Genomic DNA, 23,085 nt, shown 5'->3' on the forward strand with positions numbered 1-23,085 from the left:
CCCGCGCCGGCGGCCAGCCGTCAAGAAGACAGCTCGGCGAGGAAGCGCTGGGCGCGCGCGCGCAGGCTGCCGGTGGCTTCCTCGAGCACTTCCTCGGCGAGGGCGCGGGCGCCGTCCTCGTCGCCGATGGAGCTGAACTCCTCGGCCAGCGCGAGCTTGGTGGCCAGCGGGTCGTCCGCGTCGGGTTCCGTTGCGGAAGCGCCCTCGGCGGCCACGGCGCCGCCGGGCGTCGAATCGCCGAGGTCGAGGGTGAGCGAACCCAGGTCGAATTCGATGAGGCCGGTATCGGCAGCAGTGGGCGCGGCGGCGGCTTCGGCAACCGTTGGCGCTGCGGGAGGCTCGGCTTCGGCGAGTTGGCCCAGGTCGATGTCGAAGTCCAGGGCGTCGCTGTCGGCGGCGGCCTTGTCTTCAGTGGCCTGGCCCGGCAGATCGAGCGCGGCCGGCATGGTCAGCGAACTGGCGGCGCGGTCGGCCGGGGTTTCCAGATCGAAGTCGAGGTCGAGATCGATGTCGGGCGAATCCGGTTTTGCCACTTCGGCGCTGGCTTCCGAAGCATGTTGGGCAGCCAGCGCGGCTGCCGCACCACCGGCCGCGGCGATGGCGCGTTCCGGCAGATGGCTGCCGCGGGTCAGGTCGAGGTCGAGGTCCAGGTCGAGCGATTCCGGCGTGCTGCGCGGCGGCACCGGGGCTTCGGCGACTTCGGCCGTCGGTGCCGGTGCAGGCGAAGCCGAAGCGGGCAGGGGGGCGGGCGCCGTGCTTGGATTCGCCAGCGGTGCGGATTCGGTAGGCATCGCTTCCGACAGCGGTGCCTCGATGGTGCCCAGCGCCGTGGCCGCAGCGAGTGCGCCAGCGCCGCTGTGACCGCCGGCGGCGTTGGCGGCGCTGCGGTACAGACCGTTGTCGGGCTCGATGTCACGGCCGAGCTGGGCGATGTGCTCCCAGTCCGGGCCCTGGCCCTCGGTCAGTTCGAAGGCGTTGGCTGCCAGCGGGCCGAAGGAGGTCGTGTCGCGGCGCTTGGCGTAGATCTCGAGCAGCTTGGTGTGGATGGCGATGCGGGTCGGTGTGTTGCGCAGCGCTTCCTTGAGGATTTCCTCGGCCTGCAGGTCGCGGCCGTAGGCCAGGTAGACGTCGGCTTCGGCGACCGGATCCACGTCGCCCGCGGCATCGAGCTGGCTCGGCGAGTAGGACATCGAGGAGGCCGGGCCGTTCTCGTCTTCGCTGGTGTCCACGTGCTGGCCGCCGCTGGCGCCGAAGAACGAATCAGGCTGCTGCCGGCTCTCCAGGAAAGCGCTGTCGAGCTCGGCCGCTTTCTTGCGCTGGCGCGCGCGGTAGACGCCGAAGGCGGCCAGCAAGGCCACCAGACCGGCTGCGGCCACAGGCATCAGCGGGTTGTCGCGCAAGCTGTCCATCCAGCTGTCGCTCGTCTCCAATGCCGGCGGGGCGGCTGGGGCGGCAGAGGCCTTGGCCGCGGACGCGGGTGGCGCAACGGCAGGAACAGGGGCCGGGGTGGCGACAACCGTGGGCGCGGCGGGCGCTGCGGCCGGCCCGGAAGCGGCAGGGGCCGCCGCAGGGGCGCCCGGCGCCGGCGTGGAAGATGTCGCCGAAGCGGCGGCGGTCGGCACCGGCGCGGGAACAGGGGAGGAAGACGGTGCGGCGCTCGATGCAGCGGAGCTGGCAACGCCGAGTTGGGCCAGGTCGCTGATGTTCTTCGACAGTTCGGCTACGCGGTTGGCGGCGTCGCGCGCGGCTTTTTCGCGCGCGATCTTTTCCTCGGCCTCCTGGTTTTTCAGCGCGCCCTTGGACAAGGTGAGCTTGTCGGGCGCGGTGGCGCTGCTGCGCCGGTCTTCGACCTGGGACTGCACGCGGCCGCTGGCGCGCCGGTCCGCACCGGCCACCTGGGCGGTCGGCACATTGCTGGCCAGGCGGTTGCGGAAGGCGTTGAAGTCGCGGCTTTGCGCGGTGATGATCTGCGAAGCCTCGGCTGGCGGCGTGGCCGCGGCGGTGGCCGCACTCGGCACGTCGAGCACGGCGCCGGCCTTCATGCGGTTCACGTTGCCTCGGATGAAGGCGTCGGGGTTGCTGCGCAGCATCGCCACCAGCATCTGGTCGAGCGACACGCTGGCCGGCTTGTTGGCGGCGGCGATGCGGCTGGCGGTGTCGCCGGGCTTGACCGTCACCTGTTGCGACCCTGGGCCCGAATTCGCCGGCGCGGGTGCCGGCGTAGGGGCTGGTGTGGGCACGGAGGCCGGTGCGGGGCGCGGTGCCGCCACCGGCGGCCGAGCGGGCGCTGGCGCTGGCGTGGGGGCGGGGGCTGGCGGCGTGGCCGGTGGTGTGGCGACCGCCGGTGGCGGTGCCGCGACGGCTGGCGGTGCCGGTGCACGTTGCGCCACCACGGGCGGCGGCGTGCGCACGGCCGGCGCCGTGGGCGCCGTCACCTGCGGTGCCACGGCCACGGCTGGCGGCGGCTGGCGCAAGGCCGGTGGGTCGAGCAGGATGGTGTAGTCGCGCACCGTGCGGCCCGAAGACCAAGTGGCCTGCAGGATGATGTCGATGAACGGATCGTTGACGACCGTGTCGCTGCTCACGCGCAGCACCGACTGGCCGTTCGGGCGGCGTTGCAACTGCACGCGCACATTGTTCAATGCCGGGCTGTACTCCAGGCCCGCGGCGCGGAAGGCTTCGACCGGCGCAATTTCGGTGCGCAGCGTTTCGGCCTCGGAGGCGCTGATGTCGGGCACCTCGATTTCGGCGCGCAACGGCTCACCGAGCGCGGACAGGACGGTGATGCGGCCCAGCGAAAGCGCCAGGGCGTCGCCAGCCGGAAACGCCAGCGCGATGGCCACCGTCAAGGCACTCGCAGAAGCCTTCCATCCAGACAAAGATGCCGTCAAACCAGGTGTGGTAGGGGCCGGATCGACAGGCATTTTTGGTTTCATCATTCAGGCTTGCGACGACACAAAATCGAAAAAAGTACCTTAGCATCAATGTCTTACGCTGACAAGCTAAGGCAGGTTTTAACTTGGCGAGGTGGCGACACCGAGCCAGTTACAGTCAGTGACATGTTGCCAAACTGCAACGACCTGCGCGGTGGCAGGTCGTTGGCAGATCATGGGAAGCTCAGCGTGCGGCGTCCAGCAGGATGCGCAGCATGCGGCGCAGCGGTTCGGCCGCGCCCCACAGCAGCTGGTCACCGATGGTGAACGCGCCCACGTAGTCCGGGCCCATGGCGAGCTTGCGAATGCGACCCACCGGGATGCCGAGCGTGCCGGTGACGGCCACGGGTGTCAGGTCCTTCACCGTGGCTTCGCGCGTGTTCGGCACCACCTTCACCCAGGCGTTGTCTTCGGCGATCATGGCCTCGATGTCGGCTGTCGGCACGTCCTTCTTGAGCTTGAAGGTCAGAGCCTGGCTGTGGCAGCGCATGGCGCCCACACGCACGCAGAAGCCGTCGACCGGCGTGGTAGCCGTGCCGAAGGCCGCGCCCTGGCCGAGGATCTTGTTGGTTTCGGCGCCGCCCTTCCATTCTTCCTTGGAGACACCCCATTCGGCGTCGTCGTGCGACTTGCCGATGCCGAGGTCCTTGTCGATCCAGGGGATCAGGCTGCCGCCCAGCGGCACGCCGAAGTTGGCGGTTTCCAGCGCGGTGAGCGACTGCTGCTTGGCCAGCACCTTGCGGTCGATCTCCAGGATGGCCGACTTCGGGTCGTCGAGCAGGGCGCGCACTTCGCCGTTGAGCGTGCCGAACTGCGTGAGCAGTTCGCGCATGTGCTGGGCGCCGCCGCCGGACGCGGCCTGGTAGGTCATGGACGTCATCCATTCGACGAGGCCGGCCTTGTACAGCGCGCCCACGCCCATCAGCATGCAGCTCACGGTGCAGTTGCCGCCGATCCAGTTCTTGCCACCGTTCGAGAGCGCCTTCTGGATCACCGGCAGGTTCACCGGGTCGAGCACGATGATGGCGTCGTCCTTCATGCGCAGCGTGGAGGCGGCGTCGATCCAGTGGCCGTTCCAGCCCGCGGCGCGCAGCTTGGGATAGATCTCGGAGGTGTAGTCGCCGCCCTGGGCGGTGATGATGATGTCGCAGCGCTTCAGGGCGTTCACGTCGAACGCGTCCTGCAGCTTGGTTTCGTTCTTCGCCTGGGCCGGGGCCTTGCCGCCGGCATTGGAGGTGGAGAAGAACACCGGTTCGATGAGGTCGAAGTCACCTTCGGCCTGCATGCGGTCGATCAGCACCGAGCCGACCATGCCGCGCCATCCGACCAAACCTACGAGATTGCCTACTTTCATCACATTGCCCTTTCAAAATGAAACTTCAAAAAACGGAACCGGGGTGTTTTTGAAGCCCGGCTCGTCGAGCCGGAAAGGGCGTGACGAACCGGGCTGGATCAGCCTTTGGTGGTCGTCTTGGTAATCGCAGCCACGACCGCGTCGCCCATCTCGATGGTGCTGACCTTCGTGGTGCCTGCCGACCAGATGTCCGAGGTGCGCAAGCCGGAGGCGAGCACCTGCTTCACCGCCGACTCGATACGGTCGGCAGCTTCGGTCTGGTTGAGTGAGAAACGGAGCATCATGGCAGCGGACAGTATTGTAGCCAAAGGATTGGCGATGCCTTTGCCGGCGATGTCGGGCGCGCTGCCGTGGCTGGGTTCGTACAGGCCCTGGTTGCTCGCGTTCAGCGAGGCCGAGGGCAACATGCCGATCGAGCCGGTGAGCATGGCCGCCGCGTCGGAGAGGATGTCGCCGAACATGTTGCCGGTGACGATCACGTCGAACTTCTTCGGTGCCTTCACCAGTTGCATGGCGGCGTTGTCCACGTACATGTGGTCCAACGCCACATCGGGGTATTCCTTGCCGACCTCGGTGACCACGTCCTTCCAGAACTGGAAGGTCTCGAGCACGTTGGCCTTGTCCACGCTGGTCACGCGCTTGTCGCGTTTGCGCGCGGCCTGGAACGCCACATGGGCGATGCGTTCGATCTCGGGGCGGCTGTAGCGCATGGTGTCGAAGGCTTCCTCGGCGCCGGGGAAGTGCCCGTCCACCGCCGTGCGGCGGCCGCGCGGCTGGCCGAAGTAGATGTCGCCGGTGAGTTCGCGCACGATCAGGATGTCCAGGCCGGCCACCAGTTCGGGCTTGAGGCTGGACGCGCCGACCAGTTGTTCGTAGCAGATCGCCGGGCGGAAGTTGGCGAACAGGCCGAGGTTCTTGCGCAGGCCGAGGATGGCCTGTTCGGGGCGGAACTGGCGCTCCAGTTTGTCGTACTTCCAGTCGCCGACCGCGCCGAACAGCACCGCGTCGGCCTCCTTCGCCAGCTTGAGCGTGGCCTCGGGCAGCGGATGGCCGTGGGCCTCGTACGCGGCTCCGCCGACCAGGGCGGTTTCCATCTCGAAATTCAGGTCGAGCACGTTCAGGACACGGATGGCCTCGGCCACGATTTCGGTGCCGATGCCGTCGCCCGGCAAGACTGCAATTTTCATGTTTCTCCTCGTTGAATTCTTGGTTTGCTATCGAATCAATAGCTGCTTACGCAAGCGTCGTATGCGCCAGCCAGGGTTTTTGGATCAAGCGCTCGGCTTCGAAGGCCTTGATCTTGTCGGATTTGAGCAGCGTCAGGCCGATGTCGTCGAAGCCGTTGAGCAGGCAGTACTTGCGGAAGGCCTGCACGTCGAACGGCAACTCTTCCCCCTGCGGCTTGACGACCACCTGGCGTTCCAGGTCGATGGTCAGGCTGTAGCCGGGAAAGGCCAGGCAGGCATCGAACAATTCGGCGACCTGCGCTTCAGGCAGCACGATCGGCAACAGGCCGTTCTTGAAGCTGTTGTTGAAGAAGATGTCGGCGTAGCTCGGCGCAATGATGGCGCGGAAACCATACTGGTCGAGCGCCCACGGCGCGTGTTCGCGCGAGGAGCCGCAACCGAAGTTCTTGCGCGCCAGCAGGATGGAGGCGCCGGCGTAGCGCGGCTGGTTCAGCACGAAGTCGGGGTTGGGCTTGCGGCTGGCCGGGTCCTGGCCGGGAAAGCCCGGGTCCAGGTAGCGCCATTCGTCGAACAGGTTCGGGCCGAAACCGGTCTTCTTGATCGACTTCAGGAACTGCTTCGGGATGATGGCGTCGGTGTCGACGTTCTCGCGGTCCATCGGCGCCACGAGGCCCTTGTGCACGGTGAATTTCTGCATGGTGTGTCTCCTCAGGCGAATTGGCGGATGTCGACGAAATGGCCGTGCACGGCGGCGGCGGCGGCCATCGCGGGGCTCACGAGGTGCGTGCGACCGCCCGCGCCTTGCCGGCCTTCGAAGTTGCGGTTGCTGGTCGAGGCGCAGCGTTCGCCGGGCTCCAGCTTGTCGGCGTTCATGGCCAGGCACATCGAGCAGCCGGGTTCGCGCCATTCGAAGCCGGCGGCCTTGAAGATCTGGTCCAGGCCTTCGCGTTCGGCCTGTTCCTTCACCAAGCCAGAACCAGGCACGACCATGGCCAGCTTGATGTTCTTCGCGACCTTCTGGCCGAGCTTCTTGACCATGGCGGCGGCCTCGCGCATGTCTTCGATGCGGCTGTTGGTGCAGGAGCCGATGAACACCTTGTCGACGAAGATGTCGTTCAGCGGCTTGCCGGGCTCCAGGTTCATGTAGGTCAGCGCGCGTTCGATGGCGCCGCGCTTGTTGGCGTCCTTTTCCTTTTCAGGATCGGGCACGCGGCCGTCCACGCCGAGCACCATCTCGGGCGAGGTGCCCCAGGTGACCTGCGGCTGGATCTGGCTCGCGTCGAGCTCGACCACGGCGTCGAAATGCGCGCCGGGATCGCTCTGCAGCGTCTTCCAGTAGCGCACGGCCTGGTCCCATTCGGCACCGGTGGGCGAGAGCAGCCGGCCCTTCACGTACTCGATGGTCTTGTCGTCCACTGCCACCAGGCCGGCGCGCGCGCCGCCTTCGATGGCCATGTTGCAGACCGTCATGCGGCCTTCCATGCTGAGCGCGCGGATCGCCGAGCCGGCGAATTCGATGGTGTAGCCGGTGCCGCCCGCCGTGCCGATCTTGCCGATGATGGCCAGCACGATGTCCTTGCCGCTGCAGCCCTTGGGCAGCGTGCCTTCCACCTTGACGAGCATGTTCTTCGCCTTCTTGGCCAGCAAAGTCTGCGTGGCCATCACGTGTTCGACCTCGCTGGTGCCGATGCCGTGGGCGAGTGCACCGAAGGCACCGTGCGTCGAGGTGTGCGAATCGCCGCAGACCACCGTCATGCCCGGCAGCGTGGCACCGTTTTCGGGGCCGATCACGTGCACGATGCCCTGGCGCTTCGACAGGAACGGGAAGTACGCGGCGGAGCCGGATTCGGCGATGTTGGCGTCCAGCGTGGTGATCTGTTCCTTGCTGATTGGATCGGTGATGCCGTCGTAGCCGAGTTCCCAGCCGGTGGTCGGCGTGTTGTGGTCGGCCGTGGCCACGATGGAGCTGATGCGCCACACCTTGCGGCCGGCCTGGCGCAGGCCTTCGAAGGCCTGCGGGCTGGTGACCTCGTGCACCAGGTGGCGGTCGATGTAGAGGATGGACGTGCCGTCCTCCTCGGTATGGACGACGTGTTCGTCCCAGATCTTGTCGTAGAGCGTGCGTGCCATGGTTCTTCCTTCGTGGGTCTGTAGATTTTAGGTCGCGGTGGCAGCCACCGCGGTGGGGGAAAGGTGATCGACGAGCAGCCGCGCCGTGACCGGCAGCGTCGAGAAATCGCGCGCCACGAGGTCGATGCGGCGCGTGGCCCAGGCGTCGTTGAGCGTGATCGCCGCCAGGGCGCCCACGCCGTGCATCAGTTCGAAGGCGCGCAGCGGCATCACGCCCACGCCCAGGCCGTTGTGGATCATGCGGCACATGGCGTCCAGGCCGGTCACGTGGATGCGCAGCTTGATGCTGCGTCCGCTTCGCGCCGCGGCTTCGTGCATGGCCAGGTAGATCGAGCTGTTGGCGTGCAGGCCGACGTGGTCGAAATCCAGTGTCTCTACAAAATCGATAGCAGTCAGCGCAGATAGCGAATGGGCTTGCGGCACGATCAATACCAATTGATCTTGCCGATAGGGCATCGTCTGCAGTTCGCCGGTGCCGGCCGCGGTATTGCAGATGCCGAGGTCGGCCGCGCCTTCCTGCACCGCGCGCACCACCTCCGTGCTGAGGTGTTCCTCCAGGTCGATCTTGACTTCGGCATGCTGGCGGATGAAGTCGCCCAGGTCTTCGGGCAGGAACTGCACGATGGCCGAGATGCTGGCGTGGATGCGCACGTGGCCGCGCACGCCGTCGGCGTATTCGCTGAGTTCGCCCTGCATCTTCTCCAGGCTGTACAACACCGAGCGGGCATGGTGCAGCAGGCTTTCGCCGGCCGGCGTGAGGTCCACGCCGCGCGTGTGGCGGTAGAGCAGGGTGGTGTCGAGCGTGGCCTCGAGGTCGCTGAGCCGCTTGCTCACGGCCGAGGCCGCGATGAATTCGCGCTCCGCCGCGCGGCCGATGCTGCCGAGCTCGCACACCGCCACGAACAGCTGCAGCGAGGTCAGGTCCATCCGGCGGGCGAAGTTGCGTTCTGTGGGTCTCATGGTGGGGTGGTCGTGCAAGCTGTCCGCCTTGGACATCTCTGCACGAGAGGGGTTGGCGATTTTCCCGCTTTTGGGACGCGTTCGCCATCGTGATCCACGATGGCCGTCATGCCGGCCCGTACGGATGAGGTGTTCTACCGATCCGCCGAGCGGCGCAGGGGCCGACACTTGGCGCACCAGGAGGGGACATCCATGCATTCACAACAGACATCTTTCAGCGGCAAGGTCGCCATCGTCACCGGCGGCACCCAGGGGCTCGGCGCCGCCATCGCGGGCCTGTTCGCCGAGCGCGGCGCGCAGGCGATCGTGATCTGCGGGCGCAACCGGGAAAAGGGCGAGGCGCAGGCGCAGCAGCTGTGCGCGGCGGGCGCGCAGGCCATCTACGTACAAGCCGACCTGGCCCGGGTGGAAGACTGCCGCAAGGTTGTCGATGCGGCCGACACCAGCTTCGGCGGCGTCGACATCCTGGTGAATGCGGCGGCGATCACCGACCGCGGCAGCATCGTGGACACCGAGCCGGAACTGTTCGACCGCATGTTCGCCGTCAACGTGCGGGCGCCGTTTTTCCTGATGCAGGAAGCCATCAAGCTGATGCGGCGCGACCAGGTCGAGGGCTGCATCGTCAACATCGGCTCGATGTCGGCAATGGCCGGCCAATCGTTCCTGAGCGCCTACAGCGCGTCGAAAGGGGCGCTGGCCACGCTCACGCGCAACACGGCCTACAGCCTGCTGCGCAACCGCATCCGGGTCAACGGCCTGAACCTGGGATGGATGGCCTCGGAAGGCGAAGACCGGATCCAGCGGGAATTCCACCATGCCGATGCCGACTGGCTGCAGAAGGCGGCGGCCAGCCAGCCCTTTGGCCGGCTCGTCGATCCGAAGGAAGCGGCCCGCGCCGTGGCCTTCCTGTGCAGCGCCGAATCGGGCTTGATGACGGGCACGGTGATGGAATTCGACCAATCGGTGTGGGGCGGCTACGACGGTGCGCCACATCCCGAAGCACCGCTGTGAGCGGGCGTCAGTCCTCGATCAGGCCGGGGTCCAGCGTGCGTACGCGGTGGTCCACGTAATAGCCGCCGAATTCGGTGTAGCGCAGCAGGTGCTTGTCGCAAACCCGGCAATGCCAGACGTCGCAGCGGTTGAACGGAAAGAACGTCAGGGTGATTGGCGCGTCGGGCGATTCGTAGCGCGTGCCGTGCGGATGGCGTTCCTCGAAGGTCGGCTCGTCGAGATCGGGGTCGCGCAGCGTGGCGACAGCTTCGAGCTGGGCACCGGGCCAGCGTTCTTCGGTGATGCTTTCCCAGGCGGCACAGGTGCCGAGCGCACATTGGCAGGCCCGCGGGGTGGGGCGGGCTGCGACGAGGTCGCGCAGCGCGGTGGCAGTCTGGATCCGGTCGGGCGTCGCTGGCATTTCGGGCCTCCTTGGGCAATGAAAAAGCCCGCCGATGTTGCCATCGACGGGCCGTTGTTCGTGTGGCCATGCGGCCGCACGAGGTGCTCAGCGCTTGTCGAGCGGCTGAACGTCGCGGCGAACGGCGCCGGTGAAGAGCTGGCGTGGGCGGCCGATCTTGTATTCCGGGTCACCGATCATTTCGTTGAGCTGCGCGATCCAGCCCACGGTGCGGGCCAGGGCGAACACGGCGGTGAACAGCGGCACCGGGATGCCGATGGCGCGCTGGACGATGCCGGAGTAGAAGTCGACGTTCGGGTACAGCTTGCGGGAGACGAAGTAGTCGTCTTCCAGCGCGATCTTCTCGAGCGCCATCGCCAGCTTGAACAGCGGGTCGTTTTCCAGGCCGAGCTCGGCCAGCACTTCCTTGCAGGTTTCCTGCATGAGCTTGGCACGCGGGTCGTAGTTCTTGTAGACGCGGTGACCGAAACCCATCAGCTTGACGCCGGAGTTCTTGTCCTTGACCTTCTCCATGAACTCGCCGACCTTGGCCACGCCGCCCATCTTCTGGATGTCGCCGAGCATGTTCAGCGCGGCTTCGTTGGCGCCGCCGTGGGCCGGGCCCCAGAGGCAGGCCACGCCGGCGGCGATGGCCGCGAACGGGTTGGTGCCGGAAGACCCGCACAGGCGCACCGTGGAGGTGGAGGCGTTCTGCTCGTGGTCGGCGTGCAGCGTGAAGATGCGGTCGAGTGCGCGCTCGAGCACCGGGCTGACCTTGTATTCTTCGCACGGCGTGGCGAACATCATGTGCAGGAAGTTGCCGGCGTAGCTCAGCTCGTTCTTCGGGTACATGTACGGCTGGCCGATGGTGTACTTGTAGGCCATGGCCACCAGCGTCGGCATCTTGGCGATCAGGCGGATCGCGGCGATCTCGCGGTGCTGTGGATTGTTGATGTCCGTGCTGTCGTGGTAGAAGGCCGACAGGGCGCCGACCAGGCCGGTCATGATGGCCATCGGATGCGCGTCGCGACGGAAGCCGCGCAGGAAGAACTGCATCTGCTCGTTGACCATGGTGTGGTTGGTCACGAGCTTGGTGAAGTCGTTCTTCTGCTTGCCGTCCGGCAGTTCGCCGTACAGCAGCAGGTGGCAGGTTTCCATGAAGTCGCAGTTGGTGGCCAACTGTTCGATGGGGTAGCCGCGGTACAGCAGTTCGCCCTTGTCGCCATCGATGTAGGTGATGGCGGACTGGCACGAAGCGGTGGACAGGAAACCGGGATCGTAGGTGAACATGCCGGTCTGCGCGTACAGCTTGCGGATGTCGATCACGTCGGGGCCGATGTTGCCCTGGTAGACCGGCATCTCGACGCTCGGGCTGCCGTTGCTAAACGACAGGGTGGCTTTGTTGTCAGCTAATTTCATGTTCGCCCTTTCAGCGGTTTACTCTCAATAGACTCAACACTTCTCGTACATCTTCCCGGTCCAGATCCTTGCTCACCTCGGCTAGCGTCCTTCTTGCGAGGTGCAGGTCGAGCAGGTCGTGGTCGCTCAAATCCATTAGATCACCCAGAGCTTGCGCCTGGGTGACAGTGAGTTCGTGCGCATGGCGTTCGAAAAACCGGCCGATGAACAGGTCGTTTTCGAGCAGGCCCCTTCGGCAGCGCCAGCGCAGCTTGCTCAGCCCCCGTTCGTCGAGTTTTTCGGCGCCGGTGGCGGCCTTGGATTCCGGGCGTTGGCTCACGTGTGCCTCAGATGGTGCGCAAAACCATCATCTCCTTGATCTTGCCGATCGCCTTGGTCGGGTTCAGGCCCTTGGGGCAGACGTCGACGCAATTCATGATGGTGTGGCAGCGGAACAGGCGGTACGGATCTTCCAGGTTGTCCAGGCGCTCGGCGGTGGCGTCGTCGCGGCTGTCGGCGATGAAGCGGTAGGCCTGCAGCAGACCGGCCGGGCCGACGAACTTGTCGGGGTTCCACCAGAAGCTCGGGCAGCTCGTGGAGCAGCTCGCGCACAGGATGCATTCGTACAGGCCGTTGAGCTCCTCGCGCTCCTCGGGGCTTTGCAGCCGCTCGCGCTCGGGGGCCGGCGTGTCGCTGATCAGGTACGGCTTGATCGAGTTGTACTGCTTGAAGAACTGGGTCATGTCCACGATCAGGTCGCGGATGACCGGCAGGCCGGGCAGCGGCTTCAGCACCACCACGCCGGGCAGCGTGTTCATGTTGGTCAGGCAGGCCAGGCCGTTCTTGCCATTGATGTTCATCGCGTCGGAGCCGCACACGCCTTCGCGGCAGGAGCGGCGGAACGACAGCGTGGGGTCCTGTTTCTTCAGCTTGACCAGGGCGTCGAGCAGCATGCGTTCATGGCCGTCGAGTTCGATCTCGATGGTCTGCATGTACGGCTTGGCGTCGGTGTCCGGGTCGTAGCGGTAGATCTGGAAGGTGCGTTTCGTCATGGTTGTGTTCTCGTGGGCTCAGTGGCTGAGGTTCGCGCAGCGTTGCGCGATCAGAAGGTACGGACCTTCGGCGGCACGCTGTCCACCGTGAGCGGCTTGAGGTTGACCGGCTTGTAGGCCAGCCGGTTCCCCTCGCTGTACCACAGCGTGTGCTTCATCCACTCCTTGTCGTTGCGGCCGAGCGGGAATTCCGCATGGTCGGCCGGGTGTTCGTAGTCGTACACCGTGTGGGCGCCACGGCATTCGCGGCGCGCCGCGGCCGAGACCATCGTGGCCTGCGCCACTTCGATCAGGTTGTCGACCTCGAGCGCCTCGATGCGCGCGGTGTTGAACACCTTGGACTTGTCCTTCAGCGTGACGCTGGCCACGCGGCTGCGGATCTCGGCGATCTTCTTCACGCCTTCGTCCATGCTGGCCTGGGTGCGGAACACGCCGGCGTGCAGTTGCATCGCGGCGCGGATGTCGCCGGCGATGTCCTGCGAATACGTGCCGTCGGTCGAGCTGTCCAACTGGTTCAGGCGCGCCAGGGTCTTGTCGGCCGCATCCGCCGGCAGAGGCTTGTGCTCCTTGTTGCGGTTGTTGAATTCGACGATGTGGCGGCCGGCGGCCTTGCCGAACACCAGCAGGTCGAGCAGCGAGTTCGTGCCCAGGCGGTTCGCGCCGTGCACGCTCACGCAGGCGCACTCGCCCACGGCGTAGAGGCCGTTGACGACGGCGTTGTCGATACCGTCCTTCTGGGTGATGACCTGGCCGTTGATGTTGGTCGGGATGCCGCCCATCTGGTAATGGATCGTGGGCACCACCGGGATCGGCTCCTTGGTGATGTCGACGTTGGCGAAGTTGTGGCCGATCTCCAGCACGCTGGGCAGGCGCTTGGCGATGGTCTCCACGCCCAGGTGGGTCATGTCCAGGACGATGTAGTCCTTGTTCGGACCGCAGCCGCGGCCTTCCTTGATTTCCTGGTCCATGCAACGCGAGACGAAGTCGCGCGGTGCCAGATCCTTCAGCGTGGGCGCATAACGCTCCATGAAGCGTTCGCCATCGGCGTTGCGCAGGATCGCGCCTTCGCCGCGGCAGCCTTCGGTCAGCAGCACGCCGGCGCCGGCGACGCCGGTGGGGTGGAACTGCCAGAACTCCATGTCCTGCAGCGCGATGCCCGAGCGTGCCGCCATGCCCAGGCCGTCGCCGGTGTTGATGAAGGCGTTGGTCGATGCGCCGAAGATGCGGCCGGCACCACCGGTGGCCAGCAGCACGGTCTTGGCCTGCAGGATGTGCAGGTCGCCGGTTTCCATCTCGAGAGCGGTCACGCCGACCACGTCGCCGTCGGCGTCGCGGATCAGGTCCAACGCCATCCATTCGACGAAGAAGTTGGTCTTGGCCTTGACGTTCTGCTGGTACAGCGTGTGCAGCATGGCGTGGCCGGTGCGGTCTGCCGCGGCGCAGGCGCGCTGCACGGGTTTCTCGCCGTAGTTGGCGGTGTGGCCGCCGAACGGGCGCTGGTAGATCGTGCCGTCGGGGTTGCGGTCGAACGGCATGCCGAAGTGTTCCAGTTCATAGACCACCTTCGGGGCTTCGCGGCACATGAATTCGATCGCGTCCTGGTCGCCGAGCCAGTCGGAGCCCTTGATGGTGTCGTAGAAGTGGTAGTGCCAGTTGTCTTCGGACATGTTGCCCAGCGAGGCGGAGACGCCGCCTTGCGCGGCCACGGTGTGGCTGCGGGTGGGAAACACTTTGGACAGCGAGGCCACGTTGAGGCCGGCGCGGGACAGTTCGAGGGCGGCGCGCATGCCGGAGCCGCCGGCGCCGATGATGACGACGTCGAACTTGCGCTTGGTGATGTTGGCTTTGGTGTAGGACATGGCTACTTTCAAACTCTCCAGAGGACTTGGATGGCCCAGCCGGCGCAGCCGACCAGCCAGACGATGGTGAAAATCTGGAGCGAAAGCCGGAGCCAGATGATGGACGTCACGTAGTCCATCCAGATGTCGCGCATGCCCACCCAGACGTGATAGAGCAGGGCCAGGATCACGGAGAAGGTCAGCACCTTCATCCATTGGGCGGCGAAGATGCCGGCCCACAGGTCGTAGCCGATCGGTCCCTTGGTGAGCAGCAGCTGGGCCAGCACCAGCACGGTGAAGATGGCCATGAGGCCGGCGGTGACACGTTGGGCGAGCCAGTCGCGCAGACCGTAGTGCGCGCCGACGACGAGGCGCTTGGAGCCGTAGTTGACAGACATTTTTGTTTTGCTCCGAGGTTTCAGTAAGCGCCGAACAGTTTCAGCATCAGCACGAAGGTCAGGCCCAGGCTGAGCGCAAGCGTGAAGATGGCCGAGGAGCGGCCGAATTCCTTGCTCACCGCGTGGTTCACGTCCATCCACAGATGGCGCAGGCCGGCGATGAAGTGGTGCAGGTAGGCCCAGATCAGCGCCAGCGCCACCAGCTTGAAGAACCAGCCGGGCACGAAGCCGGCACCGACGTTGAACACGGACTTGAATTTGGCGAAAGAGAATTCACTTGAGACAGAGGTGTCGAACATCCAGATGATGAACGGCATCAGCAGAAACATGATGAAGCCGCTGATGCGATGCAGGATCGAGACCCAGCCTGCTGGCGGCAGGCGGTAGGAGGGCAGATCCTTGAGGGCATTAATGTTTCTGAATTCGGGCCGCTTGGGCCGTGGTGATGAGGCGAGCTCTGTCATGGATGCGCTTTCGTGGATGTAACTGCTTTGTAATTCGTCATTGCAAACAACTCAAAATTCTATTGCAATGCAGCATGGTGTGAGAAAAGTCCGCTTCAAATCCTTCGGCAACGGTCAACTCAGCGCTCAGCTGAGCTCGTTGCGGTAGTGGTGCGTGGCCGTGCTGTAGAGCCCGCGGCGCAGCTCCATCGGCACGTCGTTGTAGGTGTAGGCGATGCGCTCCACGCTGAGCAGCGGCGTCTGCGGGGGAAGCTTCAGCAGGGCGGCCTGTTCCGCGTCGGGCATCACCGCGCGGATCTTCTCCTCGGCCCGCACCATGCGGATGCCGAACTCGGCCTCGAACATCGCGTACATCGGCCCGCGGTCGTCGGCCAGGCGCTCGGCCGTGAGGCCCTTGAACGGGACGCCGGGCAACCACAGATCCTCCAGGATGGTCGGCACGAACACGCCGTTCGAGGAGAACGACAGCACCCGGCGTACCTGCAGCACGGCATCGCCCGTGCGCAGGCCGAGCAGCCGGGCCACGTCGGCATTGGCGCGCAGGCGCTTGCCGTCGACGATATGGCGCTGTGCCGGGCCTTCCGTGTCGACGCTGCCGTGGTCGGGCATGAGTTTCAAAAACCTGTAACGCACTTGTTGCTCGGCGTGCGTGGCAACGAACGTGCCCTTGCCCTGGCGCCTTAGCAGCAGGTTTTCGGCGGCGAGTTCGTCGATGGCCTTGCGCACCGTGCCCTGGCTCACGCGGTAGCGCGCGGCCAGCTCCATCTCGCTCGGGATCGATTCACCGGGCTTCCACTCGCCAGCCTGCAGGCTCTGCAGGATCAGGCCCTTGATCTGCTGGTACAGCGGGCTGAATGCCGGCGTGGACAAAGCCGGCGACGGGCTGCTTTCGGTTGCCACGGAGCTGGCTTCGGCGGAGGTGGAAGGGGTCTGGGCCATCGCAGCGTTGGGGGATTCGGATCGATCGTGAGGCTGGTTGAATTGCGCGCTTGAATCGACCGGAATCATATCTTATATAAGACATAAGACAAATTGACGCTACCGGATTTTCGAGAGTAAACTCCAGGGCTGTTCGCGTGGCGCTTCTTCGCCGCTTCTCACCAGTTGGCGGTGCGGCGCCAAAGCCTTCTTCCTCAACACATCTGGAGCTTTTCCCCATGAGCAAAAAACCCGTTCGCGTGGCCGTTACCGGCGCCGCAGGTCAAATCGGCTACGCACTGCTGTTTCGCATCGCTTCCGGCGAAATGCTCGGCAAGGACCAGCCCGTCATCCTGCAACTGCTGGAAGTGCCTGTCGAAGGTCCGCAGAAGGCGCTCAAGGGCGTGATGATGGAGCTCGACGACTGCGCCTTCCCGCTGCTGGTGGGCATGGAAGCCCACAGCGACCCGATGACGGCGTTCAAGGACGTGGACTACGCGCTGCTGGTCGGCTCGCGCCCCCGTGGCCCGGGTATGGAACGCGCTGAGCTGTTGGCCGTCAACGGCGCCATCTTCACCGCGCAAGGCAAGGCGCTGAACGCCGTCGCCAGCCGCAACGTCAAGGTGCTGGTGGTCGGCAACCCCGCCAACACCAACGCCTACATCGCCATGAAGAGCGCACCCGACCTGCCACGCAAGAACTTCACCGCCATGCTGCGCCTGGACCACAACCGTGCCGCGAGCCAGATCGCCGCCAAGACCGGCAAGCCGGTGGCCGACATCGAGAAGCTCACCGTCTGGGGCAACCACTCGCCCACGATGTACGCCGACTACCGTTTCGCCACCATCAAGGGCGAGTCCGTCGCCAAGATGATCAACGACCAGGAATGGAACGCCAACACCTTCCTGCCGACGGTGGGCAAGCGCGGCGCGGCCATCATCGAGGCGCGTGGCCTGTCCTCCGCCGCATCGGCCGCCAACGCCGCCATCGACCACATGCGCGACTGGGCGCTGGGCACCAATGGCAAGTGGGTCACCATGGGCATCCCGTCGGACGGCCAGTACGGCATTCCGAAGGACGTGATGTTCGGCTTCCCCGTCACCTGTGAAAACGGCGAATACAAGGTCGTCGAAGGCCTCGAGATCGACGCTTTCAGCCAGGAACGCATCGACAAGACCCTGAAAGAGCTGACCGACGAACAAGCCGGCGTGGCGCACCTGCTCTAAGCGGTTCGATGCGTCCACATCCACGCCAAGTTCTGCTCGGGGCCCAGGCTGGCAGCGGTTTTCTGCCGGTCTGCGACCACTACAGCGGCGTGGAGGCGCGCATGCGCAAGAGCCTGCAGCTGCAGGCTGAAATGACCGAGGAGTTCGGCGCCTGCGTCTTCGACGTGACGCTGGACTGCGAGGACGGCGCGCCCGTCGGCGGCGAGCCCGAGCATGCCGCGCTGGTGGTTGCGCTGGCGCTGGCCGCGGCCGACAACGCCCGCGTCGGCGTGCGGGTCCATCCTGTCGACCACCCTTCGTTCGAGGCCGACATCGCCACCATCGCGGGCCAGGCGGGCCATCGGCTGACGCACATCATGCTGCCCAAGGTCGAGTCGGTGCGCGACGTGATTCAGGCCGAAAAAGCCCTGCAGCGCGCATCCGCCGGGCATCTGCCGCTACAAGTTTTGATAGAGTCGCCGGCCGCGGTACACCGCGCCTTCGAGATCGCCGCGCAGCCGCGCGTGCAGTCGCTGAGCTTCGGGCTCATGGATTTCGTCTCGGCGCACGGCGGCGCGATTCCTTCCGACGCCATGGGTGCCAAGGGGCAGTTCGTGCATCCGCTGGTCGTGCGCGCCAAACTCGAGATCGCCTCGGCCTGCCACGCCCACGGCAAGGTGCCGTCGCACTGCGTGGTCACCGAATTCAACGATACCGCCGCCATGCAGGCCGCGGCCACGCGCGCGGCGCGCGAATTCGGCTTCACCCGCATGTGGAGCATCCACCCCAACCAGATCCGGCCCATCCTTGCCGCCTTCGCACCTGCCGAAGCCGAGATCGAAGCCGCTTCAAGCATCATCGCTGCCGCCGTCGAGGCGAACTGGGCGCCGATCTCTTTCGGAGCCCAATTGCACGACCGCGCCAGCTACCGCTATTTCTGGCAGGTGCTCGAGCGTGCCCACCAGACGGGGCGCGCTCTGCCGCCCGAAATGCAGTCCTATTTCCAGGCCGTCCGGCCTGTTTCCTCCCCATCAACCCCAACGACGTCCATCCCATGAAAGCCATTTTCCTGACCCTCGCCTTGAGCGCCCTCCTGCCGGGCTTGGCGCTGGCGCAAGCCGATGCACCGGCCAAGAAGACCACCCCTGCCACCAAAGCCGCTGCGAAGGCCGAGCCAAAAGCCAAGGCCCAGCCGAAGAAGGTCGTGGCCAAGAAGGAGCCTCCTTCGAAGAGCCGCGTCGAACTCAAGAGCGCCGCCAAGAACGTCGCTGCCGGCATCGAAGCCGCCGAAGCGGCCCTCACGCCGGCCGAGCTGGCGATCGCCCAGCGCATCGAGGTCGGCACCATGCCCTGCGAACTCGGCAACTCGGTCACCGTGGTGGCCGATCCCAAGAATCCGGGCTACTTCGACATGACGATGAAGAACCTCAAGTACCGCATGTCCCCCGTGGCCACGACCACCGGTGCCATCCGGCTCGAGGACCAGAAGGCCGGCGCGGTCTGGCTGCAACTGGCCAACAAATCCATGCTGATGAACCACAAGCTCGGCCAGCGCCTGGCCGATGAATGCATGAGCCCGTCCCAGGTCGTCGTGGCCGAGGCGATCCGCAAGAACCCGCCGCCGAGCGTCCTCGACGCCGTGCCGCCGGCCAACAAGTAATTCCAGAGTCCCTCCATCCGCCCCGCCCGCCCCACGATTTTTGAACCGGAGAAAACCATGTTGCAAGCCTATCTCGCCCATGTCGCCGAACGCGCCGCGCTCGGCATTCCACCCCTGCCGCTGACCGCCAAGCAGACTTCGGAGGCCATCGAGCTGCTGAAGACGGCCGACGCCAAGGATGGCGCCTTCCTGCTGGAGTTGCTGACGCACCGCGTGCCCGCGGGCGTGGACGATGCGGCCAAGGTCAAGGCGAGCTACCTGGCCGCTGTCGCCCATGGCACGGAAAAGAGCCAGTACCTCTCGCGCGCACGCGCCACCGAACTGCTGGGCACCATGCTCGGCGGCTACAACATCAGCCCGCTGGTCGATCTGCTCGACGACGCCGAAGTCGGCACCGTCGCCGCCGAAGGCCTGAAGAAAACCCTGCTGATGTTCGACCAGTTCCACGACGTCAAGGAAAAGGCCGACAACGGCAACGCCAATGCCAAGAGCGTGCTGCAGAGCTGGGCCGATGCCGAATGGTTCACCAGCCGTCCGGAAGTGCCGCAAAGCATCACCGTCAGCATCTTCAAGGTGGCCGGCGAGATCAACACCGATGACCTGTCCCCCGCGCCCGACGCGACGACGCGTCCCGACATCCCGATGCACGCGCTGGCGATGCACAAGAATGCGCGCCCCGGCATCGTGCCCGAGGAGGACGGCAAGCGCGGCCCGGTGAAGTTCATCGAAGACCTGCGCGCGCGCGGCCATCTGGTGGCCTACGCCGGCGACGTGGTCGGCACCGGTTCCAGCCGCAAGAGCGCCACCAACTCGGTGCTGTGGTTCACCGGCGAAGACATCCCCTTCGTGCCGAACAAGCGTTTCGGCGGCGTCTGCCTCGGCGGCAAGATCGCGCCGATCTTCTACAACACCATGGAAGACTCGGGCGCGCTGCCGATCGAGCTCGACGTGAGCCAGATGGAGATGGGCGACGTGGTCGAACTGCGCCCCTACGACGGCAAGGCCCTGAAAGACGGCAAGGTCATCGCCGAGTTCCAGGTCAAGAGCGACGTGCTGTTCGACGAAGTGCGCGCCGGTGGCCGCATTCCGCTGATCATCGGCCGCGGCCTCACGGCCAAGGCGCGCGAGGCACTCGGCCTGCCCGTGTCGACGCTGTTCCGCCTGCCCACCAGCCCGGTGGACACCAAGAAGGGCTTCTCGCTCGCGCAGAAGATGGTCGGCCGCGCCTGCGGCCTGCCCGAAGGCCAGGGTGTGCGCCCAGGCACCTACTGCGAACCCAAGATGACTTCGGTCGGTTCGCAGGACACCACCGGCCCGATGACCCGCGACGAACTCAAGGACCTGGCCTGCCTCGGCTTCAGCGCCGACCTGGTGATGCAGTCCTTCTGCCACACCGCGGCCTACCCGAAGAAGGTGGACGTGAAGATGCACCACGAGTTGCCCGACTTCATGGCCAACCGCGGCGGCGTTTCGCTGCGCCCTGGCGACGGCGTGATCCACAGCTGGCTCAACCGCCTGCTCACGCCCGACACCGTGGGCACCGGCGGCGACAGCCACACGCGCTTCCCGATCGGCATCAGCTTCCCCGCGGGCTCCGGCCTGGTGGCCTTCGCGGCCGCCACCGGCGTGATGCCGCTGGACATGCCTGAATCCGTGCTGGTGCGCTTCAAGGGCAAGATGCAGCCCGGCGTCACGCTGCGCGACCTGGTCAACGCGATCCCGCTGTACGCCATCAAGGACGGCTTGCTGACGGTGGCCAAGCAGGGCAAGAAGAACATCTTCTCGGGCCGCATCCTGGAAATCGAAGGCCTGCCGGACCTGAAGGTCGAACAGGCCTTCGAATTGAGCGACGCTTCGGCCGAACGCTCGGCCGCCGGCTGCACGGTGCACCTGAACAAGGAGCCGATCATCGAATACATCAACAGCAACATCACGCTGATGAAGTGGATGATCGCCGAAGGCTACGCCGATGCGCGCACGCTGCAGCGCCGCATCGCCGCGCAGGAAGCCTGGCTCAAGGACCCGCAACTGCTCAAGGGTGACGCCGACGCCGAATACGCGGCCGTGATCGAGATCGACCTGGCCGACATCCACGAGCCGATCGTGGCCTGCCCGAACGACCCGGACGACGTGAAGACGCTGTCCGACGTGGCCGGCGCCAAGATCGACGAGGTCTTCATCGGTTCGTGCATGACCAACATCGGCCACTTCCGCGCGGCCTCCAAGCTGCTCGAAGGCAAGCGCGACATCCCGGTCAAGCTGTGGATCGCGCCGCCGACCAAGATGGATGCGCACCAGCTCACCGAAGAAGGCCATTACGGCGTGTTCGGCAACGCCGGTGCCCGTACCGAGATGCCGGGCTGCTCGCTGTGCATGGGCAACCAGGCGCAGGTGCGCGAAGGCGCGACGGTGATGTCGACCTCCACCCGCAACTTCCCGAACCGGCTGGGCAAGAACACCTTCGTCTACCTCGGCAGCGCCGAACTGGCCGCGATCTGCTCGCGCCTGGGCCGCATCCCGACCAGGGAAGAGTACATGGCCAGCGTGGGCGTGCTTGATGCGTCCAGCGGCCAGATCTACCAGTACCTGAACTTCGACAAGCTCGAGGAATACAAGTCGGTCGCCGACGGCGTGGCTGCCTGATCTTCAGGCCTTCCACAGCAAAAAGCCCCGCGGCCGCGGGGCTTTTTCATTGGCGCAAGGGGTGTTGGCTCAAGCCGTCAGGCGATGTTGAGCTTCTTGTGTTCGCCGAGATTCTGCGGCGGCTCGCCGGTGACGGCGGCCTTGGCCATCTTGAACAACTGCACCATCTTGCTGTCATCGACGTCCCAGTATTCCGCTTCGAGGATCCGCACGGCCAGCAGCGCCAGATTCGGGTCGGTCGGGCCCGCCGGAAACCAGGCCTTGGCCATGGGGTTGAAAAGTTCTTCCTTCTTGGCCTGGTCTTCCAGCACACTGGCCTGGCCGGACACCGAGACATAGCTGTCCGCGTCCGTATTAGCGTAGGCCACGTTCACACTCGGGTCCGTTGCCACGTGGCGCACGATGTCGCCGTTCTTCGGCACGAAGAAATACAGCGTCGCGGCTTCGTCGGCCTTCTTGTTCTGCGTGGTCAGCGGATGGCTGTGCAGCTGGCCGTCGTCATGGCGGTGCGTCAGCATGCCGAAACGGGTGTCCTTGATCAGGTCGAAAAGCTTGTCGTGGTCGGATGTGGTGGCGCTCATGGCATCTCCTTGGGTTTGTGTTGATTGGTTGAGCAATCACTCTAGGGGGGAGGTTGTGGCGCACGCATCGGCGCAGGGCCCCAGCAGCTGTCAGCCGATGCCGACAGCCAGGGCAGCGCCTCGCACGCCGCATGTCGGCCAAGGCCGCGTGTAACTGTGGGTATCTCCGTCGGTCATGCGTCGTCCGTTTACCTTTTGTCGCGTTGTATGACCTGCGTGAAGGAACAGGGCGATGCGCTTGCGTTCCAATGGCGCATGATCCACATCACTACAAGGAGAGTCCTCATGGTCAACTTTTCCAACAAGGCGCGTACTTCATTGCTGGCCGTTGCCGGCGCCGCGGTGCTGCTCAGCGGCTGTGCCAACATGAGCGAGACGCAGAAGGGTGCGGGCATCGGCGCGGCCGGCGGCGCCGTGGCGGGTGCGCTGATCGGCGGCAACCGTACCGGCGCGGCCATCGGCGCGGGTGTCGGTGCATTGGGCGGCTACATCTGGTCCAAGCACATGCAGGACAAGAAGGTGGCGATGGAACGCGCCACCGCCGGCACCGGCGTCGACGTGGTGCAGACGCAGGACAACCAGCTCAAGCTCAACATTCCGAGCGACATCTCGTTCGATACGGGGCGCGCCGACATCAAGCCGAACCTGCGGCCCATCCTCGATCAGTTCGCCAACGGCCTGCGCGACCAGCCCAACACCGAGGTGCGCATCATCGGCCATACCGACAGCACCGGCAGCGACGCGATCAACAACCCGCTGTCGATGAACCGCGCCGTGAGCGCGCGCGACTACCTGGCCTCGCGCGGCGTGGACTACACCCGCATCGCCGTCAACGGTGTGGGTTCGCGCGAGCCGATCGCCGACAACAGCACCGAAGCCGGTCGTGCGCGCAACCGCCGGGTCGAGATCTACCTGGCGGAGCGTGCGGTGTCACAACGCTGACCTCTCTTCCTCATGCATGAAAAAAGGGCCCG

General features: G+C 65.5%; 22 protein-coding genes. 7 read left to right on the forward strand and 15 right to left on the reverse strand.

The features are described 5' to 3' along the window. Positions 1-20 precede the first annotated feature (20 nt). Positions 21-2,843, reverse strand: coding sequence for a motility hub landmark protein FimV (locus RD110_RS07130; RefSeq protein WP_239467192.1), 2,823 nt, complete (start codon positions 2,841-2,843; stop codon positions 21-23). Here RD110_RS07130 and RD110_RS28505 point away from each other — a divergent pair. Beyond that, a complete protein-coding gene (locus RD110_RS28505; protein WP_239467193.1) occupies positions 2,836-2,979 on the forward strand; it encodes a hypothetical protein in 144 nt (47 codons plus the stop codon). The two genes, RD110_RS07130 and RD110_RS28505, sit on opposite strands and share 8 nt — an antisense overlap. A 138-nt stretch (positions 2,980-3,117) precedes the next feature. Here RD110_RS28505 and asd read toward each other — a convergent pair whose 3' ends face one another. The 5 genes from asd to RD110_RS07155 form a co-directional block, all read right to left on the reverse strand. Next, complete coding sequence (gene asd, locus RD110_RS07135) at positions 3,118-4,287, reverse strand: aspartate-semialdehyde dehydrogenase (protein ID WP_076198023.1); 1,170 nt, start codon at positions 4,285-4,287, stop codon at positions 3,118-3,120. 98 nt (positions 4,288-4,385) lie between these two features. Continuing rightward, positions 4,386-5,474 (reverse strand): 3-isopropylmalate dehydrogenase, encoded by a 1,089-nt coding sequence (gene leuB / locus RD110_RS07140; RefSeq protein ID WP_076198025.1) that lies wholly within the window; start codon positions 5,472-5,474, stop codon positions 4,386-4,388. Between the two features lie 46 nt (positions 5,475-5,520). Further along, positions 5,521-6,171 carry a 3-isopropylmalate dehydratase small subunit gene (gene leuD, locus RD110_RS07145; protein ID WP_076198027.1) on the reverse strand — a complete coding sequence of 217 codons (651 nt, stop codon included), beginning with the start codon at positions 6,169-6,171 and terminating at the stop codon, positions 5,521-5,523. An 11-nt stretch (positions 6,172-6,182) separates the two neighbouring features. Further along, the gene (gene leuC / locus RD110_RS07150) at positions 6,183-7,604 is read right to left on the reverse strand and encodes a 3-isopropylmalate dehydratase large subunit (RefSeq protein ID WP_076198029.1); all 1,422 of its coding nucleotides are present in this window, start codon (positions 7,602-7,604) and stop codon (positions 6,183-6,185) included. Positions 7,605-7,631: 27 nt separating this feature from the next. Further along, positions 7,632-8,564: a LysR family transcriptional regulator gene (locus RD110_RS07155; protein ID WP_076204545.1), complete on the reverse strand. Its 933-nt coding sequence runs from the start codon at positions 8,562-8,564 to the stop codon at positions 7,632-7,634. Positions 8,565-8,756: 192 nt separating this feature from the next. Between RD110_RS07155 and RD110_RS07160 the strand changes: the two genes are divergently transcribed. After that, positions 8,757-9,575 (forward strand): SDR family oxidoreductase, encoded by an 819-nt coding sequence (locus RD110_RS07160; RefSeq protein ID WP_076198031.1) that lies wholly within the window; start codon positions 8,757-8,759, stop codon positions 9,573-9,575. 7 nt (positions 9,576-9,582) lie between these two features. On the opposite strand, the gene RD110_RS07165 is transcribed toward RD110_RS07160, so the two are convergent. The 8 genes from RD110_RS07165 to RD110_RS07200 form a co-directional block, all read right to left on the reverse strand. After that, positions 9,583-9,975 carry a hypothetical protein gene (locus tag RD110_RS07165; RefSeq protein ID WP_076198033.1) on the reverse strand — a complete coding sequence of 131 codons (393 nt, stop codon included), beginning with the start codon at positions 9,973-9,975 and terminating at the stop codon, positions 9,583-9,585. 87 nt (positions 9,976-10,062) lie between these two features. Then, positions 10,063-11,373: a citrate synthase gene (gltA, locus tag RD110_RS07170; RefSeq protein WP_076198035.1), complete on the reverse strand. Its 1,311-nt coding sequence runs from the start codon at positions 11,371-11,373 to the stop codon at positions 10,063-10,065. A gap of 10 nt (positions 11,374-11,383) precedes the next feature. Continuing rightward, a complete protein-coding gene (locus tag RD110_RS07175) occupies positions 11,384-11,692 on the reverse strand; it encodes an FAD assembly factor SdhE (protein WP_076198037.1) in 309 nt (102 codons plus the stop codon). A 7-nt stretch (positions 11,693-11,699) separates the two neighbouring features. Further along, positions 11,700-12,404, reverse strand: coding sequence for a succinate dehydrogenase iron-sulfur subunit (locus RD110_RS07180; protein ID WP_076198039.1), 705 nt, complete (start codon positions 12,402-12,404; stop codon positions 11,700-11,702). A gap of 50 nt (positions 12,405-12,454) precedes the next feature. Further along, positions 12,455-14,263: a succinate dehydrogenase flavoprotein subunit gene (sdhA, locus tag RD110_RS07185; protein WP_076198041.1), complete on the reverse strand. Its 1,809-nt coding sequence runs from the start codon at positions 14,261-14,263 to the stop codon at positions 12,455-12,457. An 8-nt stretch (positions 14,264-14,271) separates the two neighbouring features. Then, positions 14,272-14,640, reverse strand: coding sequence for a succinate dehydrogenase, hydrophobic membrane anchor protein (sdhD, locus tag RD110_RS07190; protein ID WP_076198043.1), 369 nt, complete (start codon positions 14,638-14,640; stop codon positions 14,272-14,274). A 20-nt stretch (positions 14,641-14,660) separates the two neighbouring features. Next, positions 14,661-15,104, reverse strand: coding sequence for a succinate dehydrogenase, cytochrome b556 subunit (gene sdhC, locus RD110_RS07195; RefSeq protein WP_076198045.1), 444 nt, complete (start codon positions 15,102-15,104; stop codon positions 14,661-14,663). 126 nt (positions 15,105-15,230) lie between these two features. Beyond that, a complete protein-coding gene (locus RD110_RS07200; protein WP_083686133.1) occupies positions 15,231-16,043 on the reverse strand; it encodes a GntR family transcriptional regulator in 813 nt (270 codons plus the stop codon). 218 nt (positions 16,044-16,261) lie between these two features. Between RD110_RS07200 and RD110_RS07205 the strand changes: the two genes are divergently transcribed. Genes RD110_RS07205 through RD110_RS07220 form a run of 4 tightly spaced genes read left to right on the forward strand, consistent with a single transcriptional unit; the run spans position 16,262 to position 21,530 of the window. Then, a complete protein-coding gene (locus tag RD110_RS07205; RefSeq protein ID WP_076198047.1) occupies positions 16,262-17,248 on the forward strand; it encodes a malate dehydrogenase in 987 nt (328 codons plus the stop codon). Positions 17,249-17,256: 8 nt separating this feature from the next. After that, positions 17,257-18,285 (forward strand): HpcH/HpaI aldolase/citrate lyase family protein, encoded by a 1,029-nt coding sequence (locus RD110_RS07210; protein ID WP_076198049.1) that lies wholly within the window; start codon positions 17,257-17,259, stop codon positions 18,283-18,285. Continuing rightward, the gene (locus RD110_RS07215; protein ID WP_076198051.1) at positions 18,282-18,887 is read left to right on the forward strand and encodes a hypothetical protein; all 606 of its coding nucleotides are present in this window, start codon (positions 18,282-18,284) and stop codon (positions 18,885-18,887) included. The genes RD110_RS07210 and RD110_RS07215 overlap by 4 nt, the downstream gene beginning before the upstream one ends. Before the next feature lie 57 nt (positions 18,888-18,944). Next, positions 18,945-21,530, forward strand: a complete 2,586-nt coding sequence (locus tag RD110_RS07220; RefSeq protein WP_076198053.1) for a bifunctional aconitate hydratase 2/2-methylisocitrate dehydratase — start codon at positions 18,945-18,947, stop codon at positions 21,528-21,530. A 77-nt stretch (positions 21,531-21,607) separates the two neighbouring features. On the opposite strand, the gene RD110_RS07225 is transcribed toward RD110_RS07220, so the two are convergent. After that, positions 21,608-22,111 carry a pyridoxamine 5'-phosphate oxidase family protein gene (locus RD110_RS07225; protein ID WP_076198055.1) on the reverse strand — a complete coding sequence of 168 codons (504 nt, stop codon included), beginning with the start codon at positions 22,109-22,111 and terminating at the stop codon, positions 21,608-21,610. A 285-nt stretch (positions 22,112-22,396) separates the two neighbouring features. Here RD110_RS07225 and RD110_RS07230 point away from each other — a divergent pair, with 285 nt between their 5' ends. Then, entirely contained in the window at positions 22,397-23,053 is a 657-nt protein-coding gene (locus tag RD110_RS07230) for a YiaD family glycine zipper/OmpA-like lipoprotein (protein ID WP_076198057.1), read from the forward strand. The last annotated feature ends 32 nt before the right edge of the window (positions 23,054-23,085 follow it).

The organism is Rhodoferax koreense (assembly GCF_001955695.1).
GTDB lineage: Bacteria > Pseudomonadota > Gammaproteobacteria > Burkholderiales > Burkholderiaceae_C > Rhodoferax_B > Rhodoferax_B koreensis.

Coding starts and splice junctions, on each gene's coding strand:
- RD110_RS28505 (WP_239467193.1), top strand. CDS start 2,836: ATGGCCACCGTCAAGGCACTCGCAGAAGCCTTCCATCCAGACAAAGAT.
- asd (WP_076198023.1), bottom strand. CDS start 4,287: ATGAAAGTAGGCAATCTCGTAGGTTTGGTCGGATGGCGCGGCATGGTC.
- leuB (WP_076198025.1), bottom strand. CDS start 5,474: ATGAAAATTGCAGTCTTGCCGGGCGACGGCATCGGCACCGAAATCGTG.
- leuD (WP_076198027.1), bottom strand. CDS start 6,171: ATGCAGAAATTCACCGTGCACAAGGGCCTCGTGGCGCCGATGGACCGC.
- leuC (WP_076198029.1), bottom strand. CDS start 7,604: ATGGCACGCACGCTCTACGACAAGATCTGGGACGAACACGTCGTCCAT.
- RD110_RS07155 (WP_076204545.1), bottom strand. CDS start 8,564: ATGAGACCCACAGAACGCAACTTCGCCCGCCGGATGGACCTGACCTCG.
- RD110_RS07160 (WP_076198031.1), top strand. CDS start 8,757: ATGCATTCACAACAGACATCTTTCAGCGGCAAGGTCGCCATCGTCACC.
- RD110_RS07165 (WP_076198033.1), bottom strand. CDS start 9,975: ATGCCAGCGACGCCCGACCGGATCCAGACTGCCACCGCGCTGCGCGAC.
- gltA (WP_076198035.1), bottom strand. CDS start 11,373: ATGAAATTAGCTGACAACAAAGCCACCCTGTCGTTTAGCAACGGCAGC.
- RD110_RS07180 (WP_076198039.1), bottom strand. CDS start 12,404: ATGACGAAACGCACCTTCCAGATCTACCGCTACGACCCGGACACCGAC.
- sdhA (WP_076198041.1), bottom strand. CDS start 14,263: ATGTCCTACACCAAAGCCAACATCACCAAGCGCAAGTTCGACGTCGTC.
- sdhD (WP_076198043.1), bottom strand. CDS start 14,640: ATGTCTGTCAACTACGGCTCCAAGCGCCTCGTCGTCGGCGCGCACTAC.
- sdhC (WP_076198045.1), bottom strand. CDS start 15,104: ATGACAGAGCTCGCCTCATCACCACGGCCCAAGCGGCCCGAATTCAGA.
- RD110_RS07200 (WP_083686133.1), bottom strand. CDS start 16,043: ATGGCCCAGACCCCTTCCACCTCCGCCGAAGCCAGCTCCGTGGCAACC.
- RD110_RS07205 (WP_076198047.1), top strand. CDS start 16,262: ATGAGCAAAAAACCCGTTCGCGTGGCCGTTACCGGCGCCGCAGGTCAA.
- RD110_RS07210 (WP_076198049.1), top strand. CDS start 17,257: ATGCGTCCACATCCACGCCAAGTTCTGCTCGGGGCCCAGGCTGGCAGC.
- RD110_RS07215 (WP_076198051.1), top strand. CDS start 18,282: ATGAAAGCCATTTTCCTGACCCTCGCCTTGAGCGCCCTCCTGCCGGGC.
- RD110_RS07220 (WP_076198053.1), top strand. CDS start 18,945: ATGTTGCAAGCCTATCTCGCCCATGTCGCCGAACGCGCCGCGCTCGGC.
- RD110_RS07225 (WP_076198055.1), bottom strand. CDS start 22,111: ATGAGCGCCACCACATCCGACCACGACAAGCTTTTCGACCTGATCAAG.
- RD110_RS07230 (WP_076198057.1), top strand. CDS start 22,397: ATGGTCAACTTTTCCAACAAGGCGCGTACTTCATTGCTGGCCGTTGCC.